Origin of the sequence: Aeromonas sp. 84A (genome assembly GCF_051919345.1) — a bacterium.
Classification (GTDB): Bacteria; Pseudomonadota; Gammaproteobacteria; order Enterobacterales; family Aeromonadaceae; genus Aeromonas; species Aeromonas veronii.
The window spans coordinates 1,476,212-1,494,703 of record NZ_JBQBEW010000001.1; the positions used below are offsets into that span (position 1 = coordinate 1,476,212).

The window sequence follows — 18,492 nt, forward strand, 5'->3', positions numbered from 1 at the left end:
CAATCGCTTGATTTTACTCTTCCATTTTTGGCAGTAGCCGTGCGGCCATTGACTGTCGCATCCCTCATTTCTGCTGGCTGGCGAACCCCGTGGCGCTTTGTATAGTGCCGCTGAATATTAATCAGGTTTGACAGGAGTACCCATGGAGATGAATTCGCGCGCGCTTCGCGCACTGGCCCTGTTGGGCGCCTTGCTCGCTGGCAGTACGACCGTGCACGCCTCCGAGACCCTCAATACCATTCTCGGTGGCGGCGCAGGCGGGGTGGCGGGCACCATGATCGGCAAGGAGTTGGGGGGCGATACCGGTGCGCTGGTTGGTGCGGCCATTGGCGGCGCAGCTGGTGGTGCGGCAACGGCCAACAAGGGCAACAAGAATGAAGCGGCCCTTGGCGGCGCGGTGGGGGCGCTGGGCGGTGCAGCCATCGGCAAGAGTGTCGGTGGCGATACCGGTCAGCTGATCGGCGCCGGGGTCGGCGGGGCGAGCGGTTCAGCCATCGGTGCCAAGACCGGCGATGGCCACAAGAGCCAGGATCGTTATTACGATGATGACGATGATCATCACCATCACAAGCACCACAAGAAGTACAAAAAGCATAAGAAGCACAGATGGCATGACGACGATTGATGCGTGTGCAGTGAGTGAGTGCGGAAGATGCAAAACGGGGCCTGTTGGCCCCGTTGTGCATTGTGTGGTGACTCGATCGTGCAGTCACACCAGCCGGTGCTGGCGGCGACCGGCGGCAAAGGCGTTGATGTTGTCGATCAGCTGGTCGGCCAGTCGCTGCATCGACTCTTCGCTGGCCCAGGCCACATGGGGGGTCAGAATGAAGTGAGGGTATTGCAGCGCCTTCATCAAGGGATGGTCGGGAGGCGGCGGTTCGACGCTCGCCACATCGAAACCGGCACCACCGAGGCGGCCGTTGGCCAGCGCTTGCAGCAGCGCCTCCTCATCCACCAGCCCGCCACGGCCGACGTTGATCAGCAGAGCGCCCGGTTTCATCAGATCCAGCTCCCGCTCGCCAATCAGGTTGCGGGTGTAGGGGGTGAGCGGGCAGTGCAGGCTGATCACATCCGAACTTTGCAGCAACTCGTCGAGGGGTAGGCGATCCTCGTCGTGACTGGCGCCGACCTGGCTCTGGGCGTAACGCACTGTCATCCCCATTCCCTTGGCCCGCTCGCCAAGCGCCTGACCGAGTGTCCCTTTGCCGATGATGCCAAGCTGCTTGCCGTGCAGATCCATGATGTTGTGGTCGAAAAAGCAGAACTGGCCGCTCTGTTGCCAGCGCCCCTCCAGCAGCGACTGGCGCCAGCAGAAGAGGTTGCGTGACAGGGCCAGCATCAGCGCCATGGCGTGCTCCGGCACCGAGGGGCCCGAGTAGTTGCGAATGTTGCACACCCCGACGTTGGCGGCGCGGCACGCTTCCAGATCCACGTTGTCGCTGCCGGTTGCGGCGAGCGCGATGAGTTTGAGCTCAGGCAACTGGGCCAGTTCGGCGGCGCCGATCCGTACCTTGTTGATGATAGCGATGCTGGCATCTTTGAGCCGTTCCACCACCTGTTCCGGGGTAGTACTTGGATAGCTCTGCCAGTGGTGGGGGAAGTCGGGGTGATGCAGGGTGATGCCCGCATCCAGGGTATCGCTGTCGAGAAACACAATCTGCTGCATGAGCCTTCCTGCCATTGTTCAGGTTCGAGAGGCCATGATGCCAAAGAGGATGCGGTCAGGGCCAGATCGTCGCCGTGGCAGGGTTGGGCTTTATCCGGCAGATGTGAGCTGGCGCGCGCTTTATTGCGCCACGGTGGCGGCTGGTTTAGAGCCAGCCCAGATGGTTGAGCCAGCCCTGAATGCGGGTGGGGGTCTCCTCCAGCTCCATCAGGGCGTAGGGGCGATAGTTGAGCTTGTTGCTGCGCCGGCTCTCGCTTTTGCGGGCCTCGGCGGCCAGCAGTGGCCAGCGACCGCCATCCTCCTGATAGAGATCGAGTGTGGGGATGGCCGCCTGAGCCACCTGTTTGGCCAGGGTCTGATTGCTCTGCTGATTGGGGAAGAAGCCATCGAGCAGCACCAGCGCGTCGGGGGCGGGTAACTGTTCGCTGGCGATGAGGTTGGTAGTCCAGGCGGCGCCGGTACCTTGCGCCAGGATCAGCTTGAAGCCCCCCTCCTGCAGCTTGGCATCAGCTAGCTTGCTGATCCGCTCAGCCAGTTGCTTGCGAAAGGCATCGCTCTCCTTGGCTTTCTTCTCGGCGGCAGGGTCGAGCTCGGTTTGCTGGGGAGAGGGGAGCAGCAGCAGGGTATCAAAGCCCAGTTGGCTGAGGGCGCGAGTCAGTTGCCACAGCTGGCCGCTGCGCTGCCAGTCGGGCAGTAAAATGGCGAGCCCCAGATAGTTTTCACTGTCGTGTTTGGCGAACAGCACCGTCTGCTTGTCGATCCGGGTTACATCGGGCAGCCCTTTCCAGTCGCTCGCTTGCCAGTGATCGAGGGGGAGTGGCTCCGCGATGGGCGGTGCAACGTCGCTCGCCTGCGCGACATGGCCAGCCAGCATGGTCAATAACAGCAGTGATAAGGATAATCTGGCCATAGTGTGCTCCCCCGGTTATCTGGGTTAGCGGCGGCGGCGGAATTTTCTGAAGGCGGGCGGTGTGATGGCAACTCGGAGGCAATAAAAAAGCGAGCCGGTGGCTCGCTTTTTTGCAATCAATTCAAAGCGGTCAATTAGTTGACGCGACGCTTGAATTCGCCGGTGCGGGTATCGATTTCGATCTTGTCACCGATCTCTACGAAAGCGGCAACAGCCAGCTCGTAGGTAGTGCCTTTCAGACGGGCAGGCTTGGTCACTTTACCGGAGGTGTCGCCACGGGCAGCCGGTTCGGTGTACTCAACTTCGCGCACGATGGTGGTCGGCAGTTCTACGGAGATGGCTTTCTCGTTGTAGAAAGTCACTTCACACAGATCTTCCATGCCGTCTACCAGGTAGTTCAGCACGTCACCCAGGTTGTCTTTCTCTACGTCGTACTGGTTGTACTCGGTGTCCATAAAGACATACAGGGGATCGGAGAAGTAGGAGTAGGTGCACTCTTTACGTTCCAGCTGAACTACGTCCAGCTTGTCGTCGGCCTTGAAGACGGTCTCGGTAGCGCTGCCGTTCAGCAGGCCCTTCAGCTTCATTTTGACCACGGCGGAGTTACGGCCGGATTTGTTGAATTCAGCCTTCTGAACCACCATCGGCTCGGTGCCGATCATGACTACGTTACCAGCGCGGATTTCCTGTGCGGTTTTCATGTAAAAAATTCCTGTTCGTGAAACGGACGGATAAAAACTGCCAGATTATATACGGCTTTCTAAAAATTTCACCAACCGTGTGACGAGATCCCCATCCCGGAGCAACTTCTGTGACCAGCTTCGCCCATGTTGCTGCCAAATGGCGCTATATCGGGGCCATTGGGCCCAAAGTTCGCCGCAATCTTCACCACGGTTGAGGGCAAGATTGAACCGGCGCAGCCATTGAGCGCAATCGACAGGCAGATCAGCAAGATAGTGGTCGAGGAACTGCTCCAGCTTGACCAGATGGGCCTCCTCCTCCTGTTGGTAGATATGCCAGAGGAAAGGGCGAGCGGCCCACTGGGCCCGCACGAAGGAGTCCTCCCCGCGCACCAGATTGAGATCGCAGCTCCACAGCAGTCGATCGTAACCGGCCTGATCGGTCATCGGCAGCAGCTTGATGGTGAGGTTGCCCGAGTGGAGCAGATCCCCCGCTTTGGCTGCAGGGATGGCATCAGTCAGACCGGCACCGGTGAGCACATCGTTGAGAGAGCGCCCCAGCGGCAGCAGCAGGGTGACGGGCGTGGCACTCTGGCACCAGCTCTCGATCAGGCTTTGCAGCGCATCGCTCTCGTAGGTAAAGAGGCTGACCCGCAGCTCGTTCTCTTGTTTTGGCGGCAAACCGAGGCTGGCCCAGTAGGCGGTAAGTCCCGCATCATCTTGCTGCCACCGCTCCTGTTCGGCGATGAGGTCGTGCTCGCACAAAAGGCCGCCGGTTTTAGCGGTAAAGCCCGGGAAGAAGAAGTATTTGTTGAGGCTTTTATTGCCAACCCGCTGGGGCGAGGCGAGGCCGTGGCAATCCTCTACCCAGCTCTCCGCCGAGAGGTACTCCAGATTGATCCAGCATGGGGGGCTGGGTTGGCTCGCCATCAGCTCTATGAAGAGGTTGGGCAGCTCGCAGGCAAAGGCCTCGATCACCACTCTGGCCGGGGTCATGTCGGTCGGCAGGGTCTCATGCCAGTGCTGGATATAGATGCCATCGACCCACTGGCCATCCTGCGCCGGGTCGAGCTTGGGGCAGATGCGGGCGAAACTTTCCAGATCGTCCACCCAGAGCCGCACCTGAACCTCATTGCCATGTGCCGCAATATTCCCCTCCCGTTTTAGCTGGCGGGCAAGTCGCCAGGTGACGCCGATGTCGCCGAAGTTGTCGACGACACAGCAGAAGATGTCCCAGTCAAACGGGGGCAGGGGAGTTGTCATGGCTCGGGATCCCAGATGCAAAAAAACCGGTGCGCAGGGTAGCACACCGGTTGACTGGCTTCTAACCGTCAGCGCGTGACGGCGGTCTGTGGCAGGTTACTCTTTGCCGTAGACGTTGTTCTCTTGCTCACGCACCCGGATGAAGGTGGTGCGTGCTTTGTTCAGCTCTTTCAGCTGGCGGTGAAGCAGATAAACCAGATAAACCAGGTTTACTCCTTACCGTAGACGTTGTTCTCTTGCTCGCGAACCCGGATGAAGGTAGTCCGTTTTGTCAGCTCTTTCAGCTGGCTGGCACCCACGTAGGTACAGGTGGAGCGCACGCCGCCCAGAATGTCGCGCACGGCGTTCTCGACCGGGCCGCGGTAGGGCAGCAGCACGGTTTTACCCTCGGAGGCGCGGTATTCGGCGACGCCACCAGCGTGCTTGTCCATGGCGCTGGAGGAGCTCATGCCGTAGAACTTCATGAAGGGTTCGCCGTCTACATCGACGATCTCGCCACCGCACTCTTCGTGGGCTGCCAGCATGCCGCCCAGCATGACGAAGTCGGCACCGCCGCCGAAGGCTTTGGCGACGTCGCCCGGGCAGGTACAGCCGCCGTCACCGACGATCTGGCCGCCGAGACCGTGGGCCGCATCGGCACACTCGATGATGGCGGAGAGTTGCGGATAGCCGACGCCGGTCTTGACGCGAGTGGTGCAGACCGAGCCCGGGCCGATGCCGACCTTGACGATGTCGGCGCCGGAGAGGATCAGCTCTTCGACCATCTCGCCGGTCACCACGTTGCCCGCCAGAATGACGTGGTTGGGGCAGGCTTCACGAATTTTGCGCACGAACTCGACGAAGTGTTCGGAGTAGCCGTTGGCCACGTCGACACAGATGAAGCGCAGCGCTTCGGACATGGCGAGGATCTGGCGGGTCTTGGCGAAATCTTCAGCCGAGGTGCCGGTGGAGACCATCACATGGCCCAGCAGCGCCGGGTCGGTCTCGTTGACGAAAGCTTGCCACTGCTCAAGGCTGTAGTGCTTGTGTACCGCGGTCATCATCTCGAAACCGGCCAGCGTGCGGGCCATGGCGAAGCTGCCGACGGTATCCATGTTGGCGGCGATAACGGGTACGCCTTGCCATTGGGTCTGAGTGTGTTTGAAGGTGAACTGACGGGTCAGGCTGACTTGGGAACGGCTCTTGAGAGTAGAGCGCTTGGGGCGGAACAGGACATCCTTGAAACCGAGCTTCAAGTCTTCTTCGATACGCATTACAAATTCCTTATTGAGCCTTGTTGAAAGTCACTTTTGCAGTGGCAAATTTTCGGCAGGCGCAAAAAAACCGGTGGTTTTCAGGCCCTCCGGTTTACAACAGTGTAGGCAAAAATCCCTTCAGAACAAGACTGATAATTTGTCAATCCTTGTGGTAGCCTTTGGCGTCACAACCTGAGGTTAACCACCAGTTTCATCTAGCACCGTTCGGTGCCTTGCTCTCCTGCGATATTCCCGCCCGCTTGGGCCGCCGTTCGGCCACTCTTTGTCGTCTCTCTCCTGACCCGCCAGATATTATCCAAGTAGCTGAAATAAATCGGATTGACCCACAATGAGACTGTGGTAGATCTGGGCGCAGGATTGACAAAGCAGGGCCGTAACATGGGCAAGATGATGGTGGGGATCACCCTGATGCTGGCACTGTGTGGCAGTGCGCTGGCTGAGACCCCGACCAGCTATGGCTGGATCGAGAAGGGGCTTATTTTGCCTACCTGCGTGGCGGTGAAGATGAAGCTCGACACTGGGGCGCTCACCTCTTCCCTTGATGCACGCTCCATCACCAGATTCAAACGGGATGGCAAGCCCTGGGTGCGCTTCATGCTGGTGGTGACCGATGCCGACAGCGGCAAGCTGGTCAAGCAGCAGTTCGAGCGGCGGGTCGAGCGCAGCGTGACGGTGCGCGGAGCGGGCGGCATGGAGCAGCGGCCAACGGTGACCATGTCCATCTGTCTGGGGGACAAGGTGTATGAGGAGTGGTTTACCCTGCGGGATCGCAGCAAGATGATCTATCCGGTGCTGCTTGGCCGCCGCCTGCTGGCGGAGCTGGGCCCAGTGGACTCCAGTCGAACCGTTACCGTGCAGCCAGATTGTCATTGAAAGTAAAGAGCCCGCATCGCGGGCTCTTTACTTATCGCTTATCTTGCCGGCGGGAGCGGGAGTAACACGCTCACCTCCAGCCCCCCTTCCGGCCGGTTGTGGACATCGAGGTCGGCGCCGTGCAACTGGGCGATGCGCGAGACGATGGCCATGCCGAGCCCCACGCCATCCCCCTGCTGGGGATTGACCCGAAAGAAGCGTTCATACAGCCGGGGCAAGGCGTTGGCGGGAATGCCGGGGCCGTTGTCGCTCACATCCACCCTCACCCGGTTGCCCTCTCGCAGTACCCGCACCCTGATCTCGCCCTCTGGCTGGGTGTAGCGCAGTGCATTGTCGATAAGGTTGCTGAACAGCAGCTCGAGCAGGGTGGCCTGCCCCATCACCAGCTGCGGCACTTCACACTCCAGCGACAGCTGCTGATCCTTCTTGAGCGCGATGGGTGCCAGGGTCGCGAGGGTTCCTTGCAGCAGATGACCCACCTCCAGTTCGGTCAATACCAGACCCTGCTGGTTGTCGATACGGGCCTGGGTCAGCAGTTGGCGGATCAGCCGATCGCTGCGGTCTAGGGCTTGCAGCATCTTGTGCAGGGATTGCTGGCGGCTTACTTCATCTTCGGCAGCCAGGGCATTTTCACTATGAATGCGCAGCACCGCCAGCGGGGTGCGCAGCTCGTGGGCCGCCTCGTTGGTGAACTGTTTCTCCCGCTCTATGGTCTCCGCCAGCGCCTGCATCAGCCGGTTGATCTCGTTGGTGAGGGGGGTCAGCTCCTGAGCGCTTATCTTGAGGCTGAGCGGGCTCAGGTTGGCGGGGTGACGCTCGCTGATGGCCTGGGCCAGCTGACGCAAGGGGGCCAGCCCGCGAGTGATGAGCCACCAGAGCAGGGCCAGCAGAAAGGGCAGGGTGATCAGCAGCGGCAGCATGGTGAGGGTGGCCATCTTGCTGGCCAGTTCGCTGCGCTCGTCGTCCCGCTCGGCTACCACCAGCCAGGTCTGCTCCTGCTGGTTGTAGAGAGTGAAGGTGCGCCACTGGTGATTATCTTTTTCGACCGTGTCGAAGCCGATAGCCAGGGTGACCAGCGGCTGCTCCGGGGCGCTGGGGGCGCGCAGCAGCAGGCCGCCCTTTTCATCGAGCAGCTGGAAGTAGAGATTGCGTTCGAACTCGTGACCGTAAGGGGTGATTTCCCGATCCTCGCCGGTCAGGTTGAGGCTGGGGTCTTTTTGCCACTCATCGGGGTTCTGCGCCTCCCACTCCTGATAGACGGTGCCGTTGGCGGGCAGTTGCCCCTGCTGGGCCATATAGCGGGCCAGCAGCTGATTGGTGATGCGCGCCGACTGGGCGAGGCGGGCATCAAACAGCTCCTCCATTTCGTGGCTCGCCTCCATGTAGCCGATAAAGGCGCTGATGGTGAGACTCAGGCTCACCATCGTCAGGATACCGGTGAGCAGAAAGCGGCGAATGGAGCGCGGACGTTTCATCGTGCGGGTGTCCGGCTTGGCTGTTCGAGCTGGGGAATGATGTAGCCGACCCCGCGAATATTGCGGATGAGGTCGCTGTAGAACTTCTTGCGCAGATGGTGGATATGCACCTCCACCGCGTTGCTCTCGGCCCCTTCATCCCAGCCGTAGAGGCTATGTTGCAGCTGATCCTTGCTCAGCACTCGGCCGCTCTGGCTGATCAGCTCCTGCAGCAACTTGTATTCGTGGGGGGTGAGTTTGACCGCCTCCCCCTGATAGGTGACCTGCTGGGATTCGGGATAGATAAGGATATCGCCATACTCCAGTACCGCCTGAGCCTGCCCCTTGCTGCGACGAACCAGGGCGCGCAGGCGGGCGTTGAGCTCCTGCAGGGCGAAGGGCTTGACCATGTAGTCGTCGGAGCCGGCATCAAGGCCGACCACCCGATCGTCCAGCGCATCGCGGGCGGTGAGGATCAGCACCGGCAGCTGGTATCCTTCACGCCGCAACTTGCGCAGCAGGCTGAGGCCATCGATGTCGGGCAGGTTGAGATCGAGGATCAGGGCGGCGAATTCGTCGCTCTTGAGGGCTGCCAGAGCGGGCAACCCCTGTTGCAGCCAGTCCACCGTATAACCGCTGTGGCGCAAGGCATCCTGCATGCCATCACCCAGCATCACATCATCTTCCACCAGCAGGATCCGCATTCTTTTCTCCCTGTTTGTTGGGTGTGGCGATCTGGCTAAGCGCCAGGGCGTGCCGTGGCATAAACAACCCTGCCCACCAGTATGCAAGCTGGTGGGCAGAGTTTAAATAGTTCTTTGATCCATCAGGGTTTTATAGCTTGGCCAGCCGATCGCGGATCTCCATTCTGCGCCCTTCGTCGGCCACTTCGCGACCTGGGCGGGCCGGGGCTGCCAGCGCCTTGTCGAGGTAGGTTTTGGCCTCGGCCTTGCGACCCTGATCCAGCAGGAAGTCGCCATAGAAGAAGTTGGGGTCGATGCCATCCGGATTGATGGCCAGCGCCTGCTTGAGCAGCTGTTCTGCCTTTTCGTCATCGCCAAAGCCGACCGGCCAGCCGGGCACCTGATAGTAGAGGGAGCCCAGACTGGTGTAGGCAGAGCCGTCCAGCGCTTTGGGATCCTGCTTGAGCGCCAGCTCCAGCTTGGCCTTGGCCTCTTTCACCAGACCCAGTGCCCCCAGCCCCCCTTTGGCCCCCGCCCAGGTGCTCTTGACGATGGCAGACCAGATCAGCAGGTCGGCGCGAAAAGGCTCCTTGGCGCTGGCCGCTTCGGCTTGGGTGCTCAGTGTTTCGAGGCAGCTCTCTTTCGCCTTGCCGCTCTGTTGATACTGGCAGACGGCCCACTGTTGCTGGATGGGGACGAGGGCATCACCCGCGGCCATGACCGAGGAGGACCCCAGCAGGATGGCGATGGCACAAGAGGTCACGGATTGACGGAAAAAATTCATATTAATGCTCCTTCTTGGTCGGGATCGGGCGGGACAAGTCTGGTTGTGGCGCACTGTTGGCGCCGGCATCAGCCGTCCCTGGCTGAAGATGACGGGCATAACGTTTGATGATCGGCAGCTGTCTGGCCAGCGCTTTATCGACGATGCCGGGCAGCAGGGCGTTGAGCCGCACGAACAGTTTTTCCGGCCAGCCGAGCCAGCTGCGGCGGGTTTCGTTGCACAGGGCGATGACCGCCTCTTCGGCCACCTCCTGCGGGCTGTCAGTCTGGGTGCCAAGCGCTGCATTCAGATCAAAGGCGGCCTCGGAGTTGAGCTTGGTACGGGTGGCGCGGGGGGAAAAGTGCAGCACCTTGATGCCACTCCCCTCCAGCTCCCGTCCCAGCGCTTCGCTAAAGCCGCGCAGGGCAAATTTGCTGGCGCAGTAGACGCTGTAACCGGGGTAGCCGATGCTGCCCAGGCTCGAGCCCATGTTCATGATGATCCCCGGCTTGCGCATGGTTGGCAGCAGGGCACGGGTGAGCTGGATGGGCGCCTCGATATTGAGCAGCAACTGGCGCTCCACCTGTTCGAAGCTCTGATCTTCCAGCCAGGCAAACTGGTTGCAGCCAGCGTTGTTGATCAGGATGTCGATCCCGTCCTCCAGCGCAGGGTGTTGCAACAGCTTGGCCCGCTCCTGCGCAGAGCCGAGGTCGGCGAGCACCACCTGATGGCGCTCGGGGTGGGGCAGTGACTTGCACAGCCGCTCCAGTGCGGGGCCGCGACGACCGTGCAGCAGCAGGTGTGCTCCCTGGGCGGCCAGCTCCTGCGCCAGCTCCTCACCTATGCCACCGCTGGCGCCGGTGAGCAGCACGAGTTTCCCTTCAAGGTTCATGGTATGGATTCCCTTTTTGCTGTCTGCTGCCGACTTACGGTGTGGCGGTGAGGTTGTAGAGCATCTCGCCATAGAGGCGATAAACCACCTTGGCCCCGTGGATGATGGCGGCCTGATCCGCCGGGCTTTCGACCTTATCCATCAAGGATTCAAAGAACTTGAGGTGCTCCTGATCCAGGGCGCCGTGGGAACTCAGGTAGCTCATCGCCTGGGGTGGCAGGCCGAGACCCTTTTTCAGCTGGTCGGCGACGGTGAGGGCGATGGCCACGCTGGTGCCTTCCAGCACCTGTACCATGCCGAAGAAGCCCATGGGGTTGCCGCGCTGGATCTGGTCGTAGAGGAAGGCGACCATCAGCTCGATGGGCAGCCCGGGCTGGCCGTGGCGCACCGCCTCGGCATCACCGCCACAGGCGCGGATATCGTTGAGGATCCACTCCTGATGGCCATACTCCTCGTCGATGTACTCGGCAATGGCACCGCGCACCCACTCGTACTCCTGACCTAGCTTGCCACCGGTTGCCATCAGCAGCGGAACTGTGTGGCGCACGTGGTAGTAAGCCTGTGCCAGAAAGGCGAGATAGGTGTCACGGCTGATGTCGCCACGGCGACAGGCTTCGATAATGGGGGCGTTGAACAGATGCTCACGCTCCTGGGCTGTGGCTTGTTGCAGAGTCTGATAGAAGCTCATGACGATTCTCCTGTAAGGCATTGGCTGATTTGCCGGGAAAAGTGTTGGTAAATCTCGTTGCGACGGGGGCGCCCGTTGGCGGTCAGCAGGCCGGGATGCTGGTCGAGTGCCACCGGCAACCAGTGGTGCAGCCGGGCATAATCGGGCAGCCGCTGGTTCAGACCTGCGATCTGGCGTGGCAGATCCGCCTCTTTGCCCGGCAGGGGCTGGATCAGCGCCACGTTGGCGGGTTGACCATCGCCAAACACCACGATGCGGGCGATGGCGGGGCAGAGCTGTGCTTCGGCCTCCACCCACTCGGGGGAGAAGTTGCGGCCAAAGGCGGTGATCTGGACATTCTTCTTGCGCCCGGTGATATGGAGGTAGCCCTCATCATCGAGATGACCCAGATCGCCTGTGGCGATCTGCATGGCAGAAGGTTCGCTGCTGCCGAGATAGCCCAGCATGGCGCTGCCGCTCACCATAATTTCGCCGTCGCTGGCGATGGTGACCTGACAGTGGGGCAGGGGGCGGCCGACGCTGCCGGGCTTGTCAGCATCTGGGCTGTTGAGCGCCACCACGGAGCCACACTCCGAGAGGCCATAACCTTCGTATACCGGCAGGCCGAGCTGGCGGGCATGTTTGATCAGGTCGGGGGCCACCTTGCCGCCACCGACGGCAATAAAGCGCAGGCTCTTGAGCTGCTGGGCCAGCGTCGGTGTGCTGGTGCAGAGCGCCAGCAGCAGGCGCAGCAGTTCGGGCACCAGCACCAGACTATGGGTCGACCAGCGCAGCAGGGCCTCCCCCAGCATGGCAGGGTTGAGCGAGCTGGAGCCGGTGAAACCGAGCTCACCGAGGGACGGAATGCGGCTGCAGGCACCGGTCAGCAGCGGCACATAAAGGCCGGTGATGTTCTCAAGCAGGGTCGCCAGCGGCAGCAGGGTCAGGTGTTTTTCCACCTTGGCTGGCGCGACTCGCTCGGCCAGCGCATGGCTCACCGCCATCATCTGGGTCAGTGACAGGCAGACGCCCTTGGGCTGGCCCGTGGTACCGGAGGTGTAGGTGATCTTGGCGGTGCCCTTGGGCAGCGCCGGTCGATTAGCCGGTGTGTGGCGCCAGAGTGGCAGCTCGCCGGTGATCAGCGAGAGCGGCTCGGCGGCATGCCACCCCTGATGATATGGGCCGACCAGCGCATCGGCGCCGCTGCTCTCCAGCAACCAGGCCTGCTGGGCCTGACTGAAGAAGTGGGGCACCGGAATGACCACGATACCGGCGCGGGTGCAGGCGAGATCCAGCAGCGCCCAGGGCAGGCCGTTGTCCAGTTGCAGCGCCAGACGGCTGACGTCGAGCTGTTGCAACTGGCTGGCCAGACGCTGGATCTGTTGCCACAGGGTCTGGTAATCGAGACGCTGCAGGCTGCTCAGCAGCGCAGGGGATTGCGGAGCCTCGTGGGCATGTTTGGCGATGGCGTCGAACAGGCTCATTGGGCGCACCTTTTTTGATGGGGCTGGTTATCACTGCTCTTGCCGGCATCCTCAAACAGGGTCGGCATGGGGGCCAGCAGATTGAGCAGCAGGCTGCTCTGGGCCAGCACCTCGCGCCCCTGATTGATGTCACCCACCATCACCTTGGGTTGGCAACGGTAGTACTCGCCCCAGGCATCGGCGTCGGCCCCCACCTGATGGGCCTGGGCGGGGGCCAGCTCCACCGGATTGAGTTGCAGCCGGGCAAAGCTGTTGCGCAGCTTGGCCGTGCCGGTAAAGACCACGTAGTCGAGGGCGTTTTCACACAGCAGACGACACAGGGCCGCGAACATCAGGCGGGCATTGCCTGGTTCGCTGCAGGCCAGATTGCCCACTTCGATAATCCGATTGCGTGCCGGGTAGACCCCGAGGCGGGTGTTGATGGCGGCCTCGATGGGTTGCTCCAGATACTGTTCCAGATAGAGAGCCCCCTCACTGGCATGATTGAGACCACAGGCACCGACCAGCGTCCCGTCCGCCCGATAGAGCCCCAGCAGGCAGGGGAGGAAATGGGGGATGCGGGCATTGAACTCGAGGGTGTAGGCGGCCTGGATATAGGTTTGCAGCGCCATGACCTGCTGCGGGGACTTGGCTAGCAGCAATCGGTAGGGGGCCTGGATCTCGATGGTCATGGGTGACTCCTTCTCTTGCGATGGTTTGAGAGTAAAAGGGCAAACTTAAGAAACCCTTAAGGAGCAAAAAAAGTTGTCAGCGAGGCAGCGGGCAGGCAATCTGCGCCGCTGTTATCCAACAGGAAGCCCCCAAGAGGAACCGCCATGTCATCCACCGTCAGCTGCCCCCTGTGTGCCAGCCATCGCAGTTATCCCCTGCCGGTGGCGGGCAAGCGCTATCATCGCTGCCTCGCGTGCGAGCTGGTCTGGCTGGATGAGGCGGATCATCTGGATGAGGCGGCGGAGAAGGCGGTCTATGACGGTCACGACAACCGGGTGGATGATCCCCGTTATCGCAGCTTTCTGATGCGGGCATTTGGCGAGGTGTTGAGCCGGGTGCCAACTCCTGCCTGTGGTCTCGATTTTGGCTGTGGCCCGGGCCCGGCGCTGGTGGCGATGGGGCGTGAGGCGGGTTACGACATGGTTGGATATGACAAGTTCTATGCCGATTTTCCCGAGTTGCTGACGCGTCAGTATGACTTCATCACCAGTACCGAGGTGATCGAGCATATCGCCGAGCCGCGCACGGTGCTGGCGCAGTTGTGGGATTGCCTCAAGCCTGGTGGCCTGCTGGTGCTGCAGACCCAGCGGGTGCTCGGTGACGAGCGCTTTAAAAACTGGCGCTATCGCCACGACCCGACCCACATCGTCTTCTTTGCCGAGGCATCGTTTCAGGTGCTGGCCGCCAGCTGGCAGGCCGAGCTCAGCTTCCCCCACGCCGATGTGGCGGTATTGCAGAAAGGCACGCAGTGAGGCGTGCCTTTGTCTGTTACTCGGCTGTTTCTTGCTCGGCTCTCGGTTACTCCTTGTAGCCCTTGTCCTGCCACTGGTAGTACATCAGGGCAGATTTGACGCCGATTGACTTGAACGGCTCTGGCGGCAGCCACATTGGCAGCGTCTGCTCCGCGTGGTTGAACCAGGGGTGATCCTTGCCCTGATAGAGGCTGGCTACAATGTCGCCAAACAGGAAGGAGAGGTTGATGCCGTGGCCGTTGTAGCCGAGAGCGTAGTAGATGTTCTTGTGAGCCCCCATTACCCCCACCGCTTCGGTGCTGTCACCTGTCATGCCGAGCACCCCGTCCCACACCTGCTCAAATTTGATCCCCTTGAGGGCCGGATAGAGGGTCACCAGCTCGGTCATCATCATCTCGCTGACCCGGTTAAGATCGCCTTTGTAGTTGAGGCCGTCGTTGAAGACGTACTCGGCATTGCCGCCACCGATGACGATATGGTTATCCGGGGTCAATACCAGATGGAACAGGATGTTGCGGGTGTCGTAGTAGGGCACCCGACTCTGCCACTGGATGGCGGCCAGCTGCTTTTTGGTGAGCGGCTCGGTGACGGCGCTCTGGGCGTGTACCGGAAAGACCCGGCCGCTGAAGTAGCCAAGTTTTGAGGTATAGCCGTTGGTCGCCAGCACTATGCTGTCGGCGGTCACCTTGTACTTGTCGGCTACATTGAGCTCGATCTGCTTGCCCTCCTTGATCCCCATTACCGGGCTCTGCTCGTAGATGGTAACGCCCGCCTGCTCCACCGCCTTGCGCAGGGCATTGACCAGTTTCATGGCGTGTACCTGACCGCCATTGGGGTCGTAGACCGCCCCCACGTAGCGGTCGGTGCCCAGTTTCTCTTCGGTGGTATCGGCGTTCCAGTACTGGAGCGGGATGCCGAGGCGATTGGCGGTTTTCACATAGTCGCGGTACTCGGCGATATCCTCCTCATCGAGGATTGCCTCTACATAGCCATCGAGCTTGAGGTCGGCCTCGACGCCGGTTGAGGCGACCAGCGCCTGCAGCTTGCGCATGCTGGCGACGGTGAGATCGTAGTGGCGTTTGCTCGCTTCCCCCTCTTCGTAGAGATCCATCACCTCGGAGCCCGGCAACACCATGCCGCCGTTGCGGCCCGAGGCACCACTGCCCACCTGCCGGGCTTCGAAGATGGCGATCTTGAGCGACGGATTGGCTTTGGCCAGATGCCATGCACTGGAGAGGCCGCTGTAGCCGCCACCTATGATGGCGATATCCACCTTCGTGTCTTGTGCCAGCGGGGCGCTCTCCTCTGTCGGTTTCTCCTTGAACCAGTAGCTGGTGTTGGGCTCAAAGTCGCTCATCTTGGGGCCGCAGGCGGTGAGGAAAAAACAGCTGATGCACATGGTCAACGCTCGTTGGCAAAGGGTGGTCGGATTCATCTTCTACTCCGGTTACAGATACAAAATATCAAATCATTTCATCGGGTTGGGCGGTATTGACCCGGCGGCCTATGTCTCTCAGCCGGGCCAGCTGATCGGCAAGACCGGGCCCCTCATCCAGGCTGGTGACAAAGTTCCAGAGGTAGGTCATCACAGCATAGACATGGCCTGCCGAGACCTGGGGCTGGGCCATCAGCATGGTGATGGCCAGCAGGAACAGCAGGGAGGCGCTGATGCCGACCGCCAGAAAAGCGAGTGCCTCCCGATCCGAAATCCGGATACGGAGCCAGGCCAGCGCGCGGTAGTGGCGGGCGAGGCTGGCTGACTGGGCATGAGTGACCAGCTTGACCTCGTGTTCCAGCCGATCGTTGAGCCGCTCGTGCAGCAGCTGGTTCTTGCGCGAAAAGCCGGGCAGTAGCAGGCCGAACAGCAGCAATACCCCCATGCAGGCGATGCCGACCCAGAACTCGATCACCATCAGCATCACGGCCGCCCCGACGATGGAGATCAGGCTGGTAGCCAGGATCGGGATATGTTTCTCGAAGAAGTCGACAAACTCCCGCGCCAGAGTGACCCGCGCCACTATGGTGGATTGCCCCTCCTGCTGCTGGCGCTGGGTCAGGATCACCGGCACCGCCAGTGCCGCATAGATATGGGTAAAGGTGCGGGTATCAACCGCCCGGCGCAGGGCGCCGATGAGCCAGAACAGCAGCACGATCAGGGCGTAGCTCGAGGCCTGCCACCACTGGCCCTTGACGATGGCGTCGATGGCAAAGCCGGCGAACAGGGGATAGACCACCAGCAGGATGTTTTCGAGGGCCACCAGCGAGAAGGTGCCCGCCAGCTTGAGGGGATTGGCCCGTGCAATCGCCCCCAGCGAACGACCGGCCGAGTGTGGCAACGGCGTGGCCTGCTCGTTGCAACTGGCTGCCGAAGTGGTTGGTGTTGTCATGGGTTATCTCCTAAGATGTCGGAAACGCTAATTTTGAGCGAGTGCTCAAAGTTTGTTTGAGCGACTGCTCAAAGTCAAGCAGTTCGATTGATATCGCAGGAGGTCAGATGGCACGCCCATCAGCAGAACAGCGCAAAGAGATGATCATCGAGGCCGTACTGGCCCTGTTTCGAGAGAAGGGGATGGCGGCATCGTCAACCCGTGATATTGCCGAGCGCACCGGTCTGGCGCGCAGCCACGTCTACCACTACTTCAAGGATTGGAAGGAGCTCTGCCTCTGCGCCGTGGAGCGTTTCACCTATCAGGAGATCGCCGAGCAGCGGGAGTGGCTGTTGCCGCTGCCGGCCCGCGAAGCGTTGCCGCTCTTTGTGCGGGACAACCTGCCGACCAGTCAGGATGCCTCCTGGGCCATCTATCTGGATGCCTGGAACGAGTCACTGCGCGACCCTGTGTTTGCCGAGAGCTACCGCAAAATCATTCTGGCGTGGCGGGAGGTGCTGGAGCAGATCCTGCAAAAGGGGATCGACAGCGGCGAGTTTGTGGCGGGCGATGCCCGGCGACTGGCGCGTCAGATCACCTCCCTCATCAACGGCTATGCCGATGACCTGATTCTGGAGCCGACTCCCGAGACGGTAGAGGCCACTTATCAAGAGATCATGCTGGTGGTGAATCAGCTGGTCTTGCCCCCGGCCCATTCATAGCGGCGCTGGCACACAGGGAGGGGAGGCATACCAGCGTGGTACCTCCCCCGGTTTTGTTGGCCATCCGCCGGGCGCGCGATGGTCAGATACCAGGGAGCGGTTGTTGATGTCGATTACCCATTTGTCACAGCAAGATGCCCGTCATCTGCAACTGGCAGCGCAAGGGCTGCTCGCCCCCCGTCGCAGCAAGGCGACCCCGGCCGATCTGTTGGCCACCATTCGCCGCATGGCGCTGCTGCAGATCGATACCATCTCGGTGGTGGCGCGCAGCCCCTATCTGGTGCTTTTTAGCCGCCTTGGCCAGTACGAACCGCGCTGGCTGGAGCAGTTGCTGGCCGACGGCGAGATCTTCGAATATTGGGCCCACGAGGCCTGCTTTGTGCCCCGCGAGAATTACCGGCTGCTGCGCCACCGAATGCTCGACCCCGCCGCCATGGGCTGGAAGTTTTCGGCCAACTGGCTCGCTACCCATCAGCAGGAGATCGACCTGCTTATCGAACGCATTCGCCAGCACGGCCCGGTGCGGGCGGCTGACTTTGAACGCACAACCGGCAAGGGCAATGGCTGGTGGGACTGGAAGCCGGAGAAGCGCCATCTGGAGGTGCTCTTTACCAGCGGTCAGCTGATGGTACGGGAGCGGCGCAACTTTCAGCGGGTCTATGATCTCGCCGAACGGGTGCTCCCCGAGTGGAGCGACCAGCGGGATCTGCCAAGCGTCGAGCAGGCCCAACGGGATATGGTGCGCGCCAGCTGCCGGGCGCTGGGGCTGGTCAAAACCGGTTGGGTGGCGGACTACTACCGGCTGCGGCGCGGCAAATATGACGCCTTGCTCCATCAACTGGCGGACGAGGGTGAACTGTTGCCGGTACGAGTGGAGGGATGGCAGCACGGCGCCTTTGTGCACGCCTCGCTGGCCGATGAGCTGGCAAGGGCACAGGCGGGCACCCTCAAGGCAACCCATACCACCGCCTTGTCGCCGTTTGACCCGCTGGTGTGGGATCGCAAACGGGCCAGTGAGTTGTTCAACTTCGACTATCGCATCGAGTGCTATACCCCGGCCCCCAAGCGCCAATACGGTTACTTCGTGTTGCCCTTGCTCCATCGCGGCAAGCTGGTGGGCAGGATGGATGCCAAGGCCCATCGCCAGCAGGGGATCTTCGAGATCAAGAGCCTCTATCTGGAAGCTGGTGTGAGAGTGACCCGCCAGCTTGCACAGGATCTGGCGAAAGCCCTGCAAAAGCTGGCTGACTGGCACCAGACGCCGCAGCTTCGTTATGGTGCCATTCCGGCCAATTTGCTGGCGTTGTGGCATGAAAGCACCCCTGCAAAGTGAGCTCTATCCCTTCTGGG

The 18,492-nt window shown here is 61.2% G+C and carries 19 protein-coding genes; 5 read left to right on the plus strand and 14 right to left on the minus strand.

Translation table 11 applies throughout. The features are described 5' to 3' along the window. Nucleotides 1–142: 142 nt before the first annotated feature. Nucleotides 143–625, plus strand: coding sequence for a YMGG-like glycine zipper-containing protein (locus ACTG20_RS06875; protein WP_100645283.1), 483 nt, complete (start codon nucleotides 143–145; stop codon nucleotides 623–625). A gap of 84 nt (nucleotides 626–709) precedes the next feature. Here the strand turns inward: ACTG20_RS06875 and ACTG20_RS06880 are convergent, their stop codons facing one another. The 5 genes from ACTG20_RS06880 to ACTG20_RS06900 all read right to left on the minus strand — a co-directional run bounded on the left by ACTG20_RS06880 (nucleotide 710) and on the right by ACTG20_RS06900 (nucleotide 5,772). Then, nucleotides 710–1,666 (minus strand): D-2-hydroxyacid dehydrogenase, encoded by a 957-nt coding sequence (locus ACTG20_RS06880; RefSeq protein WP_005362328.1) that lies wholly within the window; start codon nucleotides 1,664–1,666, stop codon nucleotides 710–712. A gap of 145 nt (nucleotides 1,667–1,811) precedes the next feature. Then, nucleotides 1,812–2,576, minus strand: coding sequence for a DUF3530 family protein (locus ACTG20_RS06885; RefSeq protein WP_194495482.1), 765 nt, complete (start codon nucleotides 2,574–2,576; stop codon nucleotides 1,812–1,814). Between the two features lie 134 nt (nucleotides 2,577–2,710). Continuing rightward, the gene (efp, locus tag ACTG20_RS06890; protein ID WP_005335100.1) at nucleotides 2,711–3,277 is read right to left on the minus strand and encodes an elongation factor P; all 567 of its coding nucleotides are present in this window, start codon (nucleotides 3,275–3,277) and stop codon (nucleotides 2,711–2,713) included. A gap of 45 nt (nucleotides 3,278–3,322) precedes the next feature. Further along, entirely contained in the window at nucleotides 3,323–4,519 is a 1,197-nt protein-coding gene (gene earP / locus ACTG20_RS06895) for an elongation factor P maturation arginine rhamnosyltransferase EarP (protein WP_194495481.1), read from the minus strand. Nucleotides 4,520–4,728: 209 nt separating this feature from the next. After that, nucleotides 4,729–5,772: a GMP reductase gene (locus ACTG20_RS06900; protein ID WP_005348017.1), complete on the minus strand. Its 1,044-nt coding sequence runs from the start codon at nucleotides 5,770–5,772 to the stop codon at nucleotides 4,729–4,731. A 381-nt stretch (nucleotides 5,773–6,153) separates the two neighbouring features. Here ACTG20_RS06900 and rloA3 point away from each other — a divergent pair, with 381 nt between their 5' ends. Further along, nucleotides 6,154–6,648 (plus strand): retropepsin-like aspartic peptidase RloA3, encoded by a 495-nt coding sequence (gene rloA3 / locus ACTG20_RS06905; protein WP_439987524.1) that lies wholly within the window; start codon nucleotides 6,154–6,156, stop codon nucleotides 6,646–6,648. 38 nt (nucleotides 6,649–6,686) lie between these two features. Here rloA3 and ACTG20_RS06910 read toward each other — a convergent pair whose 3' ends face one another. From ACTG20_RS06910 to ACTG20_RS06940, 7 genes are all read right to left on the minus strand, one after another. Next, entirely contained in the window at nucleotides 6,687–8,123 is a 1,437-nt protein-coding gene (locus ACTG20_RS06910) for an ATP-binding protein (protein ID WP_194495479.1), read from the minus strand. After that, nucleotides 8,120–8,806, minus strand: coding sequence for a response regulator (locus ACTG20_RS06915; RefSeq protein ID WP_194495478.1), 687 nt, complete (start codon nucleotides 8,804–8,806; stop codon nucleotides 8,120–8,122). Before ACTG20_RS06915 ends, ACTG20_RS06910 begins: the two co-directional genes overlap by 4 nt. Nucleotides 8,807–8,936: 130 nt before the next feature. Further along, nucleotides 8,937–9,569, minus strand: coding sequence for a tetratricopeptide repeat protein (locus tag ACTG20_RS06920; RefSeq protein WP_139473655.1), 633 nt, complete (start codon nucleotides 9,567–9,569; stop codon nucleotides 8,937–8,939). 1 nt (nucleotide 9,570) lies between these two features. Further along, nucleotides 9,571–10,440, minus strand: coding sequence for an SDR family oxidoreductase (locus tag ACTG20_RS06925; RefSeq protein WP_194495477.1), 870 nt, complete (start codon nucleotides 10,438–10,440; stop codon nucleotides 9,571–9,573). Between the two features lie 34 nt (nucleotides 10,441–10,474). Then, a complete protein-coding gene (locus ACTG20_RS06930) occupies nucleotides 10,475–11,128 on the minus strand; it encodes a TenA family transcriptional regulator (protein ID WP_005354042.1) in 654 nt (217 codons plus the stop codon). After that, nucleotides 11,125–12,591 (minus strand): AMP-dependent synthetase/ligase, encoded by a 1,467-nt coding sequence (locus ACTG20_RS06935; protein WP_194495476.1) that lies wholly within the window; start codon nucleotides 12,589–12,591, stop codon nucleotides 11,125–11,127. The genes ACTG20_RS06930 and ACTG20_RS06935 overlap by 4 nt, the downstream gene beginning before the upstream one ends. Beyond that, a complete protein-coding gene (locus ACTG20_RS06940; RefSeq protein ID WP_194495475.1) occupies nucleotides 12,588–13,262 on the minus strand; it encodes a thermostable hemolysin in 675 nt (224 codons plus the stop codon). Before ACTG20_RS06940 ends, ACTG20_RS06935 begins: the two co-directional genes overlap by 4 nt. Nucleotides 13,263–13,406: 144 nt before the next feature. On the opposite strand from ACTG20_RS06940, the gene ACTG20_RS06945 reads away from it, so the two are divergent. After that, nucleotides 13,407–14,054, plus strand: a complete 648-nt coding sequence (locus tag ACTG20_RS06945) for a class I SAM-dependent methyltransferase (protein ID WP_194495474.1) — start codon at nucleotides 13,407–13,409, stop codon at nucleotides 14,052–14,054. 46 nt (nucleotides 14,055–14,100) lie between these two features. Here ACTG20_RS06945 and ACTG20_RS06950 read toward each other — a convergent pair whose 3' ends face one another. Beyond that, a complete protein-coding gene (locus tag ACTG20_RS06950) occupies nucleotides 14,101–15,489 on the minus strand; it encodes an NAD(P)/FAD-dependent oxidoreductase (protein ID WP_194495473.1) in 1,389 nt (462 codons plus the stop codon). Between the two features lie 28 nt (nucleotides 15,490–15,517). Next, complete coding sequence (locus ACTG20_RS06955; protein WP_194495472.1) at nucleotides 15,518–16,441, minus strand: ABC transporter six-transmembrane domain-containing protein; 924 nt, start codon at nucleotides 16,439–16,441, stop codon at nucleotides 15,518–15,520. A 107-nt stretch (nucleotides 16,442–16,548) separates the two neighbouring features. Between ACTG20_RS06955 and ACTG20_RS06960 the strand changes: the two genes are divergently transcribed. Beyond that, complete coding sequence (locus ACTG20_RS06960) at nucleotides 16,549–17,142, plus strand: TetR/AcrR family transcriptional regulator (protein ID WP_005335070.1); 594 nt, start codon at nucleotides 16,549–16,551, stop codon at nucleotides 17,140–17,142. 106 nt (nucleotides 17,143–17,248) lie between these two features. After that, nucleotides 17,249–18,475, plus strand: coding sequence for a winged helix-turn-helix domain-containing protein (locus ACTG20_RS06965; protein WP_194495471.1), 1,227 nt, complete (start codon nucleotides 17,249–17,251; stop codon nucleotides 18,473–18,475). The last annotated feature ends 17 nt before the right edge of the window (nucleotides 18,476–18,492 follow it).

Coding starts and splice junctions, on each gene's coding strand:
- ACTG20_RS06915 (WP_194495478.1), bottom strand. CDS start 8,806: ATGCGGATCCTGCTGGTGGAAGATGATGTGATGCTGGGTGATGGCATG.
- ACTG20_RS06955 (WP_194495472.1), bottom strand. CDS start 16,441: ATGACAACACCAACCACTTCGGCAGCCAGTTGCAACGAGCAGGCCACG.
- ACTG20_RS06930 (WP_005354042.1), bottom strand. CDS start 11,128: ATGAGCTTCTATCAGACTCTGCAACAAGCCACAGCCCAGGAGCGTGAG.
- ACTG20_RS06940 (WP_194495475.1), bottom strand. CDS start 13,262: ATGACCATCGAGATCCAGGCCCCCTACCGATTGCTGCTAGCCAAGTCC.
- ACTG20_RS06880 (WP_005362328.1), bottom strand. CDS start 1,666: ATGCAGCAGATTGTGTTTCTCGACAGCGATACCCTGGATGCGGGCATC.
- ACTG20_RS06960 (WP_005335070.1), top strand. CDS start 16,549: ATGGCACGCCCATCAGCAGAACAGCGCAAAGAGATGATCATCGAGGCC.
- ACTG20_RS06900 (WP_005348017.1), bottom strand. CDS start 5,772: ATGCGTATCGAAGAAGACTTGAAGCTCGGTTTCAAGGATGTCCTGTTC.
- ACTG20_RS06920 (WP_139473655.1), bottom strand. CDS start 9,569: ATGAATTTTTTCCGTCAATCCGTGACCTCTTGTGCCATCGCCATCCTG.
- ACTG20_RS06875 (WP_100645283.1), top strand. CDS start 143: ATGGAGATGAATTCGCGCGCGCTTCGCGCACTGGCCCTGTTGGGCGCC.
- ACTG20_RS06935 (WP_194495476.1), bottom strand. CDS start 12,591: ATGAGCCTGTTCGACGCCATCGCCAAACATGCCCACGAGGCTCCGCAA.
- ACTG20_RS06965 (WP_194495471.1), top strand. CDS start 17,249: ATGTCGATTACCCATTTGTCACAGCAAGATGCCCGTCATCTGCAACTG.
- earP (WP_194495481.1), bottom strand. CDS start 4,519: ATGACAACTCCCCTGCCCCCGTTTGACTGGGACATCTTCTGCTGTGTC.
- rloA3 (WP_439987524.1), top strand. CDS start 6,154: ATGGGCAAGATGATGGTGGGGATCACCCTGATGCTGGCACTGTGTGGC.
- ACTG20_RS06925 (WP_194495477.1), bottom strand. CDS start 10,440: ATGAACCTTGAAGGGAAACTCGTGCTGCTCACCGGCGCCAGCGGTGGC.
- ACTG20_RS06950 (WP_194495473.1), bottom strand. CDS start 15,489: ATGAATCCGACCACCCTTTGCCAACGAGCGTTGACCATGTGCATCAGC.
- ACTG20_RS06885 (WP_194495482.1), bottom strand. CDS start 2,576: ATGGCCAGATTATCCTTATCACTGCTGTTATTGACCATGCTGGCTGGC.
- ACTG20_RS06945 (WP_194495474.1), top strand. CDS start 13,407: ATGTCATCCACCGTCAGCTGCCCCCTGTGTGCCAGCCATCGCAGTTAT.
- efp (WP_005335100.1), bottom strand. CDS start 3,277: ATGAAAACCGCACAGGAAATCCGCGCTGGTAACGTAGTCATGATCGGC.
- ACTG20_RS06910 (WP_194495479.1), bottom strand. CDS start 8,123: ATGAAACGTCCGCGCTCCATTCGCCGCTTTCTGCTCACCGGTATCCTG.